This is a genomic window from Sodalis sp. dw_96 (genome assembly GCF_018449575.1).
In the GTDB taxonomy this organism is placed as follows: domain Bacteria; phylum Pseudomonadota; class Gammaproteobacteria; order Enterobacterales; family Enterobacteriaceae; genus Acerihabitans.
In genome coordinates, this window is record NZ_JAAVUT010000014.1 from 65803 (window position 1) to 80631 (window position 14829).

Sequence of the window (14829 nt, forward strand, 5' to 3'; positions counted from 1 at the left end):
ATTGCATTATCCTATGACATCAGGATAGAAAAGGGGCCAAGCCATGACAACCGCCAAGTTATCGATTCGTCAGGTCAGCCGGCGCTTTGGCGCCATAACGGCGCTGGCGCCCACGGATCTGGATATCGCGCCGGGGGAATTCGTCTGCGTGGTGGGGCCGTCCGGCTGTGGTAAAAGCACCTTGTTCAACCTCATTTCCGGCGTATTGCCGGTGGACAGCGGCGCTATTTTCATTGATGACCATGATGTTACCGGCCACAGCGGCCACGTGGGGTATATGCTGCAAAAGGATTTGCTGTTGCCCTGGATGACGGTTATCGACAATATCGTGCTCGGCGCCATTATCAAAGGCGGCGCCAGCCGGGGGCAGCGGGCGGCGGGCGCGGCGCTGGCGGAACGTTACGGCCTGGGGGAATTTATCAATCACTATCCGGCGGCCCTGTCCGGCGGAATGCGGCAACGGGTGGCGCTGATGCGGACTCTGGCGATGGAGCATGACGTGATGTTATTGGATGAACCCTTCGGCGCGCTGGATTCGCAAACACGCTTATCCATGCAGCGGTGGCTATTAACCGTGTGGGCGGAGCAGCGGCGGACGGTGGTCTTTGTTACCCATGATATCGACGAGGCGGTGTACCTGGCGGATCGGGTGGTGGTGATGACGCCGCGGCCCGGCCGCATCCAGGAGATATTTACCGTGAATATCCCCCGGCCGCGGCCGCTGTCCTGCCTGACCGGTGAGGAATTCATCCGATTAAAACGCCGGATCCTGAGCCTTATTTACAGTGAAAACCTTCAACAGGACCTGCCCGCCGATGAAACGCGTTCGTAAAGTACTGTTGCCCCTCGGGGGACCTTTGGCGGCGTTGCTGCTGGTGTTGCTGATTTGGGATATGGCGGTGCGTTTCTACCACATTCCTCCCTATGTGCTGCCCTCGCCGGAAATGACCTGGCGGCACGTTTTGTCGGACTGGTCGGTGTTATGGGTGGGTTTTCAAAGTACGTTCACCACCTTTTTGCTGGGGTTTATCCTCGGTGCCGGCGCCGGTTTCATGTTTGCGGTGATCATGGATTCCACCCGCTGGATCCGCAGCGTGCTCTATCCAATTCTCATTGCCAGCCAGGCGGTGCCGGTGATTGCCATTTCCGCCGCGCTGACTATCTGGCTGGGATTCGGCCTGGCGCCCAAGCTGGTTATCGTGGCGCTGGTGGTGTTTTTTCCGGTGGTGGTTAACGTGCTGGACGGCCTGAACTCCGTTGATCGCGATATGCTGAATCTGGTGCGGTCCATGGGCGGCTCCGGCTGGAGCATCTTCCGCTATGTCAAGCTGCCGGCCACCTACACGCCGTTATTTTCCGCCTTGAAACTTTCCGCCACCTTCAGCGTGACCGGCGCGGTCATCGGCGAATGGACCGCCTCCACCAGCGGCGGCCTGGGGGCCTATCTGTTACAGGCCAACTCGCGGTTAAACACCGCCGGGACATTTTCCGCCATCGGTTTCCTGGCGTTATTGGGCGTGCTCAGTTTCCTGCTGGTGATCCTGCTTGAGTACCTGGCGACGCCGTGGCTCGCCTCGTCCAAGGCCCGCCGCTGGTCGCGGCGCTACTGGCGCCGTACCCCCTAACCTTGCATAGGTTTGCTTAACATGGATGACAGCCTCAAAACCACCCGGGCATTACGGCCCACCATTCGTGACGTGGCGCGGCTGGCCGGGGTTTCAATCGGCACCGTCAGCGCTGTTATCAACAATAGCGCCCGGCCGGTGGCGGAAGGTACCCGGGACCACGTGCTGCGCTGCATCGCCGAGCTGAATTTCGAGCCGAACAGCGCCGCCAGAAGCCTTAAGCATCAACGCATCTCATCCATCGGTTTTGTCGTGCCGGATTTGGGCAATGGGTTTTTTGTCGATGTGGCCCAGGGCATCCAGAGCGTGCTGGATACCGTCGATTGCCTGCTGGTGCTGTGTATGACCTGGTCGAATACCCGACGGGAAGAGTATTACGCCCAGGTGTTGCGGACCCAGCGGCTCAATGGGGTGATTTATCTCTCCGGCACCGGCTTGCCCAGTCCGTCGCTTATTGCCCTGGCGCAAAAAGGGTCGGTGGTGTTTGTGGATGAATACCTGCCCGGACTGGACGTGCCGTTTATCAGTTCGCAAAATCTTATCGGCGCCCGCGCCCTTGGGCAATATGTCCTGGCAAAGCACCACCGCCGCCTGGCGGTGGTGACCGGTCCACGGGGGTTATGGACCAGCGAGCAACGCCAGGCGGGATTTCGCGAGGCTTTTGCCGGGGCCGGCATTCCGCCGGACAGCGTGCCGATCGTACGCGGCGATTACACCGAGCAGGCAGGACGCCGGGCGGCGGATGAGATTCTGGCAATGGCGGTGCGGCCCACGGCGGTGCTGTGCGCCAATGACCTGATGGCCATTGGTTTTATCCGCCGCTGCCTGGAGCTGCATGTACGGGTACCGGAAGATATCAGCGTCACCGGCTTCGATGATATTCCCGAAGCGCGTCTGCTGAATCCCGAACTGACTACCGTGCGCCAACCGGGACGGGAAATGGGCCGCGCCGCCGCATCTCTGTTATTGCACCGTATCGGCGCCATCCCGGATGCGCCAGGTCAATGCGATTTTCCCACCGAGCTCTGTATCCGCCGTTCAGTGGATTGACTCTGGCCGGCGATCTTTTCCCCGCGACCCTCCCGGATTTCCCGGTGGGTTTAGTCCGGTCGGCCAATTTTTTGCCATTGCCAATCCCGGACTTTTTGGTGGGTTAGGCCAATTATCCGGCGTTTTGCCACTGCCAATCCCGCACTTCCGGCAGGTCGTCGCCGTGTTCCCGAACATAATGATAGTGTTCGTCCAGCTTGGCGCGGAACAGATCCAGGGCGGCGGCGGCCGGGTGTTGCGCTTTCAGCCCCGCTAAGCGCTCTATGGCGGCGATGGCCAGGTGAAATCTGTCCAGCTGATTGAGCACCGCCATATCGAACGGCGTGGTGGTGGTGCCTTCTTCCATGAAACCATGTACGTGGATGTTGTCATGGTTTTTGCGTTGATAGGTCAGGCGATGGATCAGGACCGGATAACCGTGAAAAGCGAAAATCACCGGTCGATCCGGGGTGAACAGCGCGTCGAAATCTTCATCGGAATGGCCATGGGGATGCTGATCAGGTGATTGCAGCGCCAGCAGGTCCACCACGTTTACCACCCGGATACGCAGGGCCGGCACATGGCGGCGCAGCAGTTCAGCCGCCGCCAATGTCTCCAGGGTGGGCACATCTCCGGCGCAGGCCATAACCACATCCGGCGGCGTTTTGCCGTCTTCGTTGCCCGCCCAGTGCCAGATGCCCATGCCTGCCTTGCAGTGCTTGACCGCTTCGTCCATGGACAGCCACTGCGGCTCCGGCTGTTTGCCCGCCACGATGACATTGATGCGATCGTAGGTATTCAGGCAGTGATCGCCAACCCACAGCAGGGTGTTGGCATCGGGGGGCAGATAGATACGCACGATATCGGCTTTCTTGTTGGCCACCAGATCCACAAAACCCGGATCCTGGTGGCTGTAGCCGTTGTGATCCTGCCGCCAGACATGGGAGGACAATAAATAGTTCAGGGAGGATATGGGGCGGCGCCACGGCAGGGCACGGGAGACTTTCAGCCACTTGGCGTGCTGGTTGAACATGGAGTCGACAATATGTATAAAGGCTTCATAGCAGGTAAATAATCCGTGCCGGCCGGTGAGCAGATAGCCCTCCAGCCAGCCCTGGCAAAGATGTTCGCTCAGGACCTCCATCACGCGGCCGTCCATTGCCAACTGCTCGTCGTAAGGCTTGGTCTCCTCCATCCAGACCCGATTGGTGGCTTCAAATACCGCGCTTAGCCGATTGGATGCCGTCTCGTCGGGGCCGAACAAGCGAAAATTGGCATTATCCGCATTCAGCCGGAAGATATCCCGCAAATACTCGCTGAAGATCTTGGTGGATTCCGCCTGGATCCCCCCCCGTTGTGTTATCGCCACTCGGTAGTCGCCGATGTCCGGTGTGTGCAGGGTCTTTCTGAGCAGACCGCCGTTGGCATGGGGATTGGCCCCCATGCGCCGGGCGCCCTCGGGCGCCAGCCGACGCAATTCGTCTTTAAGCCTGCCTTCGGCGTCGAATAAATCATCCGGATCATAACTGCGCATCCACTGCTCCAAAATCCGCCGGTGAGCATCGTTTTCACGGCAGCCTGACACCGGCACCTGATGGGCGCGCCAGAAGCCTTCCACCTTTTTACCGTCCACGTCCTTGGGGCCGGTCCAGCCTTTCGGGCTGCGAAAAATAATCAGCGGCCAATGGGGCACCCTATGCCCGGGTGCGCTGCCGGCGACGGCGTCCTGTTGTATCCGATGGATGGCGTCGAAGGCCCGATCGAAAGCGGCGATCGTTTTGCGGTGCATATCCAAGGGTTGATCGCCTTCGACAAAAATCGGCTGATAACCATAGCCTTGAAACAGCTGTTGCAGATCTTCATCGCTGCATCGCCCCAGCAGAGTAGGATTGGCTATTTTGTAGCCATTGAGGTGCAGGATCGGCAGGACGGCGCCGTCGCGTGCCGGATTAATAAATTTATTGCCGTGCCAGCTGGCGGCCAGCGGACCGGTTTCCGCTTCGCCGTCGCCGATGACACAGGCGGCGATAAGACCGGGGTTGTCGAATACCGCGCCGTAGGCGTGCACCAGGGAGTAGCCCAGTTCGCCGCCCTCATTGATGGAGCCGGGAGTCTGTGCCGCCGCATGGCTCGGGATGCCGCCGGGGAACGAAAATTGGCGGAATAAATGGCGCATGCCCTCGGCGTTTTCATTGACGTCGGGATAAATTTCGCTGTAAGTGCCTTCAAGCCAGGTGTTGGCCACCATGCCTGGTCCGCCGTGTCCCGGGCCACAAATAAACATCATATCCACGTCGCGGTTGCGGATGATGCGGTTGAGATGGGTATAGATGAAATTGAGACCGGGCGTGGTGCCCCAGTGGCCGAGCAGGCGAGGCTTGATATGTTCAGGAAGCAGCGGCTGACGCAGCAGGGGATTGTCCATAAGATAGATTTGTCCCACCGACAGATAGTTTGCCGCCCGCCAATAGCGGTCCATCAGCGCCAGTTCATGAGCATCGGGTGTGGAAGGAACGGACCCAACAACGGTGGTTTCCATATGAAGTCTCCTCGGCATACATAGGTGATACGGAATAGCACAAGTCTAGACCGGTATCTCCCTCTATGCCCGAGTAGGGGGGCCCAGGCAGGTACGCCGAGTGCATTTCTTTTCATAAGCCGAATCCTGATTATTCAATTCCTGATGGATGGACTCCTTATCGGTTAATGCCCCCTCAGCCCCTCGTCCCACAGGAAGATCGGATAATCAGCTCGCCGCGCAGCTGTATATGACGGGGGGCCACCTGAGGAAACTGTATGCGGTTAAGCATCAGGAAAATAGCGCTTTCGGCGATATCGCCAAAGGGTTGTTTATAGGTGGTCAAGGGAATCCCGAGCAAAGCCGAATATTCATTATCGTCAAAGCCGACGACGTTCACTTTGCGGTTGATTTGAGTGCAGACGGATAACAGCTTCATGGCGGTGAAATCATTGGCGCATACAATATTGGTGGCGCCGGAATCGAGTATCCGGTTAATGAACTCCTTATCCCCCACCGCACCCTCATGCACCCACTCGCCCATGGCGGGCAGGGAGGCTTCCAGCAACGCCAGCCTATATCCCATGATGCGCATGGAAACCGTATGCGCCGAGTAGTTTTCACACAGAAAATCAACGCGCCGCGTTTTGTTCTTCAACAAATGGTGGGTCACAGAATAACCGGCGGCAATGTTATCTATACCCACCAGATCATAGGCGCTTCTGTTGGGATAGGCGGCCAAATCGCTGTCCACCAGCACCACTTTGATATTGCACTGTGAGAGTTTATGAAGAATAAGATCGTTGATTTCATCCGCAAAGGGGTGAAATTCAATAGGAATAAAAAATATGCCATGAACGTTATTTTTGATATAACGATCGATGATCTTTTCAACGGTAATGATGATTTTCTGTTTACTGGCATCCGAACCCATGGTGACGACACCGTTCCAGACCAGGGAGAAATTAAACTGTTGCGATAATGACGCCATGGATTTGAATATCTGCTCGAACAGGAAGCCGCTTTCATTGGCTTCCAGACGGGGGGATAATATACCCAGAGTCAGTTCTTGCGGCGTGACGAGAGATTCCTGGTGTTGAACACAGACGTAATGACCGGAGCCTTGGGTACTGCTAATCAGGCCCATTTCTCTTAATTTGGCCAAGGCTTTGGATATTGTGGGTCTGGAGACGAAAAATTCATCACATAAAATTTTTTCCGAGGGTAAACGTTGATCTTCTTCGTAGATCCCGTCAAGGATACGCTGTTTTATCGTCAAAAATACCGCGTCCAGTTTACCTCTTTTTGTCATGATGATTTTTTTCGCCTGTTCCAAAATTAATTAGGTCACCCAAAACTATCCAAGGGCCGGGAAATAACACCGACATGATATAACCTGAACCAGCCAATATTTAAAAACACCATAAATGATAAAAGTTGTAAAATCAAGCGGGTAAATTGGTCAAAATTTATGCCACCCGATCTTCGCGCTGCTAATGGGATTATCGTGCAGGGAATAAAAATAAACCCATCCCGCGCACACTAAATGAAGATTTTTTTCTTTAACACGAGTGTGGTCACAATCTGATTCCCATTCCCTTAGGGCTTTCTCTTCAATGGTTTGATCCTGGTGACGGTTGCCACGCTATGGGATAAACCTTGGCAAGTCGCCGGCCGCTATTAGCCGTTCCGCCTCATTTTAGTCCTCTCCTTGTTGTAATCAGCCTTCTTCGGGCGTATCTGGGCCGTCAGATAAACAGGAAAGGGCTATGACCCGCACCGGGTGGTCGGGAATGCCGTGATGGGATAAGTACTCTCACTCAGTGGTTTTGCCTTCTTCCAATGTTATTTTTATAACATATTGTTTTAAAACATTATTTTATCTATTCTTCGTCCCATGTGTGGTTCGCCGCGGCGAAACGAGGAGGCTGTAATGCATTTGAATTATTAATGTGAGCGTGATCACTTTAATGACGAAATAGTGAATATTTTTAACAAATTTGCAAAGAATATGTGATCAATATCGAAGGTTAAGCTGCAAATTTATCGTATGTTGTATGCACATATTAACTAATTAATTTTACAAATTTGTCAATATGTAAAGTTAATTCGCCCATGCCGATATAATTTTAAACAGAGGATTTTTTTGATGTATACCTACAAGAACCTCGTTGAACAGGTTATAGCTGAAAACAAAACGACGCTACTGGCGGTGGATGAAACTGAAATCAACCAGCTCATGGATGAAATATGTAAAGCAAAAACAATTCAGTTGTATGCTATGGGTAGAATGCAACTTTCCGTGCGCGCTTTTGCTATGCGGCTGAAACATATGGGATTTGACAGCTATGTGGTCTATGACACCACCACGCCCTGTATCGGGGCGGGAGACCTGCTCATCGGCCATTGCGCGGTAACCAATGTCGAACTCAATGTCATTAAACTGGCCAAGGAAGCCGGTGCCCGCATCGCTTTGCTCACCGCGCATCCGGAAAACGAACACGGCGGTTATGCCGACTTGACGGTAAGAGTGCCGGGCCAGATTTTTGGCGGCGCCGAGGAAGTGGCATCCATTCAACCCATGTCGTCTTTGCTGGAACAATCGTTATTTTTGTTTGTTGATATTATTACCATGCTGTTGATTGAAAAAACCGGTATATCCCTCGATGAGATGAAAAAGCGTCACACTAATCTGGAAGGGTTACCGCACAAATTTGCCTAACATTGAATTTATTTAGCCAAAAGGCCCGATTATGAAAGATGGTGACATAATACAAATTGCTCATCTTGTTTCAAGCCTGGATGACGCGATGGAGCATTATTATCATGTTTGTCATATCGGCCCATGGGACGTATATACCTATGGACCGCATAATATCAAAAACTCTCTTTATCGTGGTAAACCGGCGGAACATATTTATAAAATCGCCGTATGCTGGGTTAACGGCGTTCAAATGGAACTCATGCAGCCTATAAGTGGATATAGCATCTATGACGAATATATCGAAAAACACGGTTATGGTTTGCACCATATGAAACTTTATTTTAAAGATTGCCGAGAGGCGATAGCCGAATATGAAAAGCGCGGCTACCAGGTGGTGCAAAGCGGCAATATCGGTGACGATGTTTTTTATTATCTTGATACCGAAGAGCGGTTCCAGGGCGCGGTGATCGAATTGGGCAACGCCGGTGCCATACCTGAACCAGAAAGCCGGTATCCCGCCTGATATACCCGTCATAATTCCAGTTTCAGGTGCGTTGGCTTTCCTGCGGCTCGAAATATTAAGGGCATAATATATTGTTAATGATGAGGAATAATCATGAAAAATTTCAACGCGGTTGCGCTGTGCCTGTGGCTTGGCGCCGCCATTAATACTTACCCGATTATCGCCAATGCCGCCGCCGATCAGCAATTAACCATGGTGGGCATTCCGAAATTACGTTCCGCCTGGTTTAACGATTATGAAAAAGGGCTGAAAAAAGCCGGCAAGGATTTTGGCGTCAATGTTTACCAGCAGGCGCCCGCGTCGCCGGATGAAGCGCAACAGGTCCGCATTATCGAAGACTCCATCAGCCAGGGTGTGAATGCGGTACTGGTGGTGCCGAATAACGCCAGTTCCTGCGAACCGGTTTTCGCCCGCGCCCATGATAAAGGCATTGTGGTCATTACCCATGAGTCGGTGAATCAGGCCAACGCCGATTTTGACGTGGAAATGATCGAAAATGAAAAATTCGGCAAATACATGATGGATCAGTTTGCCCAGCATGTGAACGGCAGCGGCGAATACGCCATCTATGTCGGTTCGTTAACCGTGCCCGCCCATAATACCTGGGCGGATGCGGCGATAAAGGAAGCGAAGGCGAAATACCCCAATCTGAAGCTGGTGGCCGATCGTTTCCCGGTGAGCGAGGATCGCAACGCCTCTCGCCAGAAGACCCTCGAACTGTTATCCACCTATCCTGACCTGAAAGGGGTGATTTCATTCGGCAGCCAGGGCGGGCCAGGAGCGGCGCAAGCGCTGCGCGAGAAGGGACTGGTGGGCAAACTGACCGTCATGGGCACCACCTCGCCGAAAGAGGGGGCGTCATTCCTGAAGGACGGTTCTTTGACCGAGCTGATTCTGTGGAGTCCGGGGGATGCCGCGTATTCCATGACCTATATCGCTAAAATGATCGTTGAAGGCAAGCGCGACCAGATTAAAAACGGGCTGGAAATCCCCGGGATAGGCAAACCGGATATCAACGGTAAAAACATTATTTTTGATAAACCGCTCACCGTCACCAAAGACAACTACAGCAAATACGATTTCTAATCGGGATACCGAACAGGGGCTGACAGCGCCGGCGCCCCTGTTCACTGCCGGAGGACATACAATGCAATTTCTTGCCGTTGAGCATATTACCAAGACCTTCGACGGGGTGACCGCCCTTAATGATGTCAGTTTTGACATCAACGTGGGGGAAATTCACGGTTTGGTGGGAGAAAACGGCTGCGGCAAATCCACTCTGATGAAAATCGTCGCCGGCGTGCTGGATTTCCATCGCGGCACCCTGCGTATCAACGGCCGCCAAATGGATAAATATTCCGCCATCGAGGCGGTAAAACAGGGAATCGGCATCATCTACCAGGATTTATCGTTGTTTCCCAACCTGACGGTATTGGAAAATATTTATATCAGCCAGATGGTGAATGATAATAAAACGCTGGTATTTTCAGCCGCCTATAAAGACAAGGTTAACGCCATTATCCAGCAGTTGGGTATCAATATCGATCTTGAGGCGGATGTGGACGATTTGCCCATCGCCAAACAGCAGTTGGTGGCCATTGCCCGGGCGCTGGTCAATGACTCCAGGCTTATTATTCTGGACGAACCCACCACGGCGCTGACCCGTACCGAAATCAAGCATCTGTTTGCCCTCCTCAATCGCCTGCGAACGCAGGGAATTTCGTTTATTTTTATCAGCCACAAGCTTAATGAGCTGCTGGAAATCTGCGATCGCATCACCGTCATGCGCGACGGCAAATTAATCGACACGGTGGCCGGCAGCGAAGCCACCACCGCGAAAATCGAAGCCTTGATGTTGGGTTATGAGCTGACCTTTCCCCCACGGCAATCCCATGCCACGTCTGATGTGTTGCTTAGCGTGCGCGGCCTGTGCAAGAAGAACAGCTTTCAGGAGATAAGCTTCGATTTACATAAGGGCGAGGTATTGGGCATCGCCGGGCTATTGGGGGCCGGCCGCACCGAACTTGCTTTGGCGCTGTTCGGCATCGAGCCGGCGCAAAAGGGACAAATCTTTATCGAGAACCGGCCGGTGACCATCGGTAATGTCGGCACCGCGGTGGCCAACGGCATCGCCTATGTTCCGGAAGACCGATTGCTGCAGGGTCTGATTATGCAGCAAAGTATCGCCGCCAACACCGCACTCTGCTCGTTGAAATCATACCTCAATCCGCTGGGGCTGCTGGACGGCGGCAAGATGCGCAGGGCGGTGAGCGGCCTGCTGAAAGGCATGCAGGTGAAATACGACAGTATGGATAAAGAGATCAGAATGCTTTCCGGCGGCAACCAGCAAAAAGTGGTGTTGGCGAAATGGCTTGCCACCCATCCGCGTATTTTCATTCTGGACAGCCCGACGGTGGGTATTGACGTGGGGGCTAAAAGTTATATTTACCAAACGGTGAAGCAGAAGGCCGCCGAGGGCATGGGTATCTTGTTTATTTCCGACGAACTGCCCGAGCTGTTGGCTAATTGCGACCGGATTATCATGATGAACCGGGGCCGATTCGGTAAGGAATATGCCACCGACGCCATTGATAATGAAACGCTGCAGCAAGAAATAGAAAACGTCTGATGTTGTCAGTGTAAAGAAGCGGGTGAGGTTATTTTATTATGGATATGTCCAAGATTTTCAAATCGCGGGAATTGCTGTTGCTTCTGCTGATTATTGTATTCTCCATTGCCATTACCTATATCAATCCGGCATTCATGTCGTTGGATAATATTGCCGATTTACTTAAAGCCAATACCGTACTGGGCATTTTTGCCCTCGGCGTATTGCTGGTATTGATTTCCGGCGGATTCGACGTCTCATTTACCGCCATCGCCCAGGTGGTGCAGTACGCCGTGGTCTATTACTTCCTGCAGGCCAATCTGGATAACATCTATCTGGCGATATTGTGCAGTATCATTATCGGCGCGGTAATGGGATCGCTCAATGGCGTGATTATTTACTATTTCAAGATTACCGCGATTATTGTCACCATTGCCACCAACAGCCTGTTTTACGGTCTGTTATACGTCGTGACCCAGGGTGATTTGATCTACGATATCCCGCCGTCGTTCCTGGGTTTGGCGGAGCTGAAAATTTTCCCGCTGCATGCCGCCAACGGCGCATTGTACGGTATCAGTTTTGTCACCTGCCTGTGGTTCCTGCTGGCGCTTGGCATGCATTTATTCCTGCGACATACCGTGCTGGGACGCAGCGTGTACGCCATCGGCGGTAATCCCGTCTCGGCGGAGCGGGTGGGTTTCAACCTGAAAAAAACCACGCTGTTTATCTACACCCTGGTGGGCGCCATTTCCGGCTTTGCCAGTATTGTCCAGGTATCGATTGTGCAAACGGTCATTCCCAATTCCATCGTCGGTTCGGAATTACAGGTGATCGCCGCCGTGGTATTGGGCGGGGCGTCGGTCACCGGCGGCCGCGGCAGCGTGGCGGGTACTCTGCTGGGGGTGCTGCTGTTCGCCATTCTCAGTAACAGCCTGACCCTGATGAAAATATCGCCGTATTACTACAACGTGTTTACCGGCCTGGTGATTTTATTCAGCGTTGCCATCAACGCATTGCAGGTTATCAGGCAACGGCGCTCCCGCGTGCGGGTGCTGGTGGATATCAAGGAGCCCTCATGAAAGCGATAGCAGTTGGAAAAAAACAATCGGGTAAAGTGCCGTTGTCGCCGATTATCCGTGAAAACGCCTCCTTGTATCTGGTGTTGGCGGCGGTATTTGTTTTGATGTATTTCCTGAACGGCGCCAAGTTTTTAAGCGTACAGAATTTCAGTTCCATGGCGTATCAATTGCCCATCGTCGGTTTTTTGTCGCTGGGGATGATGATTTCCATGTTGTCGGGAGGGATAAACCTGTCGATTATCGCCACCACCAACCTTAACGGCATTGTGATCGCCTTGTTTTTGCAATCCTTTGCCCCCCAGGGCATGAAGCTGGCATCGGGGGAAATGATTGCCGTGGCGATTGCGCTTGGACTGGCGGCCTGCGTGGTGGTGGGGGTGATTAACGGTTTACTGATCGCCTTGTTGAAAATACCGGATATTTTGGTGACGTTGGGCACCATGACCCTGATTTCAGGTTTGAACGTGGTTTTCACCAAAGGTTATACCATCACCGGCTTTCCCGCGGCACTGGTGAATATCGGCAACGGCCAAAGTTTCGGCGTACCCAATTCACTGTTCCTGTTTGTGGTCGCCGCCATTGTCGCGTCGGTGATCCTGAATAAGACCCGGTTTGGTTTTAACCTCTATATGATGGGTTCCAATCCGGTGGCGGCACGTTTTTCCAATATCAGCATCCTCAAGGTCACGATTATCCAGTATGTGCTGTCGTCCTGTTTTGCCGCGCTTACCGCACTGGTGATGATCGGCCAATTGAATTCAGTCAAGGCCAGTTATGCCGATTCCTACCTGCTGGTGGCGGTTTTGGCGGCGTTTCTAGGCAAGGTCAGCCCGTTTGGCGGATTTGGCCGGGTATCCGGCGTGGTGCTGGCGGTGATCATTTTGCAATTGATCTCCAGCGGCCTGAATCTGCTACGCCTGGATCCGTTTATGATCACGGCAACCTGGGGCGGTATCATTATTATTATCGTGCTGTGCCGCGGGCTGTTCTCCACACTCATCCGGCGAATGAAACTGCGCCGCCGGGTTTAACACCGCCGTGACATCGGTTGTCATCTCCTCGTGATGGTATCGGGGGGGCATCTTCGATACCACCGGTTGTAAACACCCCGGTAGGGTATCGGTTGTCACTGTCCCGGCGCATCGTTATTATCTGCCGCAAACGGCGTATAAAAATAAAGGCTTATCTATGTATATCGGTATTGATTTGGGGGGTACCAAAACGGAGGTCATCGCTCTTGACGCGGACGGGCGGGAGCTTTACCGGCACCGGGTGCCGACGCCGCGCAACGATTATGACCAAACGCTTATGGCGATTCGGGATCTTATCCTGTTGGCGGAACGGGAGACGGGACGGCAGGGCACCATCGGTATTGGTATTCCCGGTACGGTTTCGCAGTTAACCGGAAAAATTAAAAATGCCAATTCGGTATGGCTGAACGGTCGCTTTTTCCAGCAGGATTTAACCGCGCTGCTGCAGCGACCGTTCAAGGTAGCCAATGATGCCAACTGCCTGGCGATCTCGGAGGCCACCGATGGCGCCGGAGCCGGGGTGGAAATCGTGTTCGCGGTCATTATCGGCACCGGCTGCGGCGGAGGATTGGCCATCAATACCCGCGTTTATCAGGGACACAGCGGCATCGCCGGTGAATGGGGACACAATCCCTTGCCCTGGCCCGACGAAGTGGAATTGGTGTACCAGCGCGAAGTGCCCTGCTACTGCGGCAAGGTGGGGTGCAACGAAACCTTCATTTCCGGCACCGGTTTCACCACCGCGTACCGGCGTATCAGCGGCAAATCCCTGCCGGGAGAAGAGGTGGCGCGCCTGGCCGATGCCGGCGATGCCGCCGCCGAACAGGCGCTGCGGCAGTATGAAATGCGGCTGGCAAAGGCGCTGGCCGGGGTGGTGAATATTGTCGACCCGGGGGTTATCGTACTGGGGGGCGGCATGAGCAATGTGGACAGATTATACACCACCCTGCCGAAGCTGATGCCGCAGTGGATTTTCGGCGGGGAATTTTCCACCCCGATCCATAAAGCGAAACACGGCGATTCAAGCGGTGTACGTGGCGCAGCCTGGTTGCCGAAATTGATGGGCTGATTCTTAATAGGCCGATTCTTTATGGACCCATTCATACGAGCCTATTCTTAATGGGCCGATCGTTCGGCCCTACTTGGGGAAGGGGCCATAATAACTAAAGCCATTACCAAAATTAAGGCTATGCTTAGCACATCATGATAAGTAGGGAGTAACGTTTTATGACAACCCCAAATAAACCCGTGCCGGCCGATCAAAAGCCCGAAGATGTGACCATTAGCGAAGGCCTGGCAAAAATTCTCGAAGCGGACGCGCTGCTTACGCCGGAACAGGAGGATGCCATGGCGGATAAGGCCAGGGCAGCTGCCAAAGAGAGCCAGGATGCGCACAACAATCATCAGGATGAATGACCGATAGAGCCGAAAACGGATTTCAGACTGTTTATAAGCGTATTGGAAGTCAAAAGGCGGGAAGGATCCCGACCGGATAGTTTGTCAACGAGCTCCAGTTATTTAGTGAAGAATGCATCTGGGCCGCTACGCCGGGCAGCGTTTCTTGACCGGTTCGGCCGAATATTCGCGGTCCGGCCTGTTTTACCCCCTTGCCGATGACGGAGTAGTCCCGGCTCACGTTGGTTTCCCCCTGACTGAACGCCTGTGAGTCCCCTGGGCAACGCCTGTTTGCCCACTGGCGGCGCCTCTGGTCA

Annotated in this window: 13 protein-coding genes; 11 read left to right on the forward strand and 2 right to left on the reverse strand. The window is 53.7% G+C overall.

What is annotated here, in order from left to right; genetic code table 11:
- Window positions 1-43 precede the first annotated feature (43 nt).
- From HB631_RS18810 to HB631_RS18820, 3 genes are read left to right on the forward strand one after another with little or no spacing between them, the layout of a single operon-like run.
- Window positions 44-832 carry an ABC transporter ATP-binding protein gene (locus tag HB631_RS18810; protein ID WP_213992715.1) on the forward strand — a complete coding sequence of 263 codons (789 nt, stop codon included), beginning with the start codon at window positions 44-46 and terminating at the stop codon, window positions 830-832.
- Window positions 816-1625 (forward strand): ABC transporter permease, encoded by an 810-nt coding sequence (locus HB631_RS18815; RefSeq protein ID WP_213992716.1) that lies wholly within the window; start codon window positions 816-818, stop codon window positions 1623-1625. Before HB631_RS18810 ends, HB631_RS18815 begins: the two co-directional genes overlap by 17 nt.
- Window positions 1626-1646: 21 nt before the next feature.
- The gene (locus tag HB631_RS18820; protein WP_213992717.1) at window positions 1647-2675 is read left to right on the forward strand and encodes a LacI family DNA-binding transcriptional regulator; all 1029 of its coding nucleotides are present in this window, start codon (window positions 1647-1649) and stop codon (window positions 2673-2675) included.
- A 112-nt stretch (window positions 2676-2787) separates the two neighbouring features.
- On the opposite strand, the gene HB631_RS18825 is transcribed toward HB631_RS18820, so the two are convergent.
- Together HB631_RS18825 and HB631_RS18830 are read right to left on the reverse strand one after the other, a co-directional pair.
- The gene (locus HB631_RS18825) at window positions 2788-5193 is read right to left on the reverse strand and encodes a phosphoketolase family protein (RefSeq protein WP_213992718.1); all 2406 of its coding nucleotides are present in this window, start codon (window positions 5191-5193) and stop codon (window positions 2788-2790) included.
- A 175-nt stretch (window positions 5194-5368) separates the two neighbouring features.
- Entirely contained in the window at window positions 5369-6484 is a 1116-nt protein-coding gene (locus tag HB631_RS18830) for a GntR family transcriptional regulator (RefSeq protein ID WP_213992719.1), read from the reverse strand.
- 837 nt (window positions 6485-7321) lie between these two features.
- On the opposite strand from HB631_RS18830, the gene HB631_RS18835 reads away from it, so the two are divergent.
- From HB631_RS18835 to HB631_RS18870, 8 genes are all read left to right on the forward strand, one after another.
- Window positions 7322-7894, forward strand: coding sequence for an SIS domain-containing protein (locus tag HB631_RS18835; RefSeq protein ID WP_213992720.1), 573 nt, complete (start codon window positions 7322-7324; stop codon window positions 7892-7894).
- A gap of 31 nt (window positions 7895-7925) precedes the next feature.
- Window positions 7926-8399, forward strand: coding sequence for a VOC family protein (locus HB631_RS18840; RefSeq protein ID WP_213992721.1), 474 nt, complete (start codon window positions 7926-7928; stop codon window positions 8397-8399).
- 93 nt (window positions 8400-8492) lie between these two features.
- Window positions 8493-9485, forward strand: coding sequence for an autoinducer 2 ABC transporter substrate-binding protein (locus HB631_RS18845; RefSeq protein WP_213992722.1), 993 nt, complete (start codon window positions 8493-8495; stop codon window positions 9483-9485).
- 61 nt (window positions 9486-9546) lie between these two features.
- Window positions 9547-11028, forward strand: coding sequence for a sugar ABC transporter ATP-binding protein (locus HB631_RS18850; protein WP_213992723.1), 1482 nt, complete (start codon window positions 9547-9549; stop codon window positions 11026-11028).
- A gap of 38 nt (window positions 11029-11066) precedes the next feature.
- Window positions 11067-12086, forward strand: a complete 1020-nt coding sequence (locus tag HB631_RS18855; RefSeq protein WP_213992724.1) for an ABC transporter permease — start codon at window positions 11067-11069, stop codon at window positions 12084-12086.
- The gene (locus tag HB631_RS18860) at window positions 12083-13117 is read left to right on the forward strand and encodes an ABC transporter permease (protein WP_213992725.1); all 1035 of its coding nucleotides are present in this window, start codon (window positions 12083-12085) and stop codon (window positions 13115-13117) included. Before HB631_RS18855 ends, HB631_RS18860 begins: the two co-directional genes overlap by 4 nt.
- Window positions 13118-13274: 157 nt before the next feature.
- Window positions 13275-14186, forward strand: coding sequence for a fructokinase (mak, locus tag HB631_RS18865; RefSeq protein ID WP_213992726.1), 912 nt, complete (start codon window positions 13275-13277; stop codon window positions 14184-14186).
- Between the two features lie 158 nt (window positions 14187-14344).
- Window positions 14345-14533: a hypothetical protein gene (locus HB631_RS18870; protein ID WP_213992727.1), complete on the forward strand. Its 189-nt coding sequence runs from the start codon at window positions 14345-14347 to the stop codon at window positions 14531-14533.
- Window positions 14534-14829: the final 296 nt, after the last annotated feature.

Bases quoted from the DNA above. Each gene is read 5' to 3' on its own strand.
- HB631_RS18815 (WP_213992716.1), top strand. From the start codon at position 816: ATGAAACGCGTTCGTAAAGTACTGTTGCCCCTCGGGGGACCTTTGGCG.
- HB631_RS18840 (WP_213992721.1), top strand. From the start codon at position 7,926: ATGAAAGATGGTGACATAATACAAATTGCTCATCTTGTTTCAAGCCTG.
- HB631_RS18855 (WP_213992724.1), top strand. From the start codon at position 11,067: ATGGATATGTCCAAGATTTTCAAATCGCGGGAATTGCTGTTGCTTCTG.
- mak (WP_213992726.1), top strand. From the start codon at position 13,275: ATGTATATCGGTATTGATTTGGGGGGTACCAAAACGGAGGTCATCGCT.
- HB631_RS18825 (WP_213992718.1), bottom strand. From the start codon at position 5,193: ATGGAAACCACCGTTGTTGGGTCCGTTCCTTCCACACCCGATGCTCAT.
- HB631_RS18870 (WP_213992727.1), top strand. From the start codon at position 14,345: ATGACAACCCCAAATAAACCCGTGCCGGCCGATCAAAAGCCCGAAGAT.
- HB631_RS18830 (WP_213992719.1), bottom strand. From the start codon at position 6,484: ATGACAAAAAGAGGTAAACTGGACGCGGTATTTTTGACGATAAAACAG.
- HB631_RS18810 (WP_213992715.1), top strand. From the start codon at position 44: ATGACAACCGCCAAGTTATCGATTCGTCAGGTCAGCCGGCGCTTTGGC.
- HB631_RS18850 (WP_213992723.1), top strand. From the start codon at position 9,547: ATGCAATTTCTTGCCGTTGAGCATATTACCAAGACCTTCGACGGGGTG.
- HB631_RS18845 (WP_213992722.1), top strand. From the start codon at position 8,493: ATGAAAAATTTCAACGCGGTTGCGCTGTGCCTGTGGCTTGGCGCCGCC.
- HB631_RS18860 (WP_213992725.1), top strand. From the start codon at position 12,083: ATGAAAGCGATAGCAGTTGGAAAAAAACAATCGGGTAAAGTGCCGTTG.
- HB631_RS18820 (WP_213992717.1), top strand. From the start codon at position 1,647: ATGGATGACAGCCTCAAAACCACCCGGGCATTACGGCCCACCATTCGT.
- HB631_RS18835 (WP_213992720.1), top strand. From the start codon at position 7,322: ATGTATACCTACAAGAACCTCGTTGAACAGGTTATAGCTGAAAACAAA.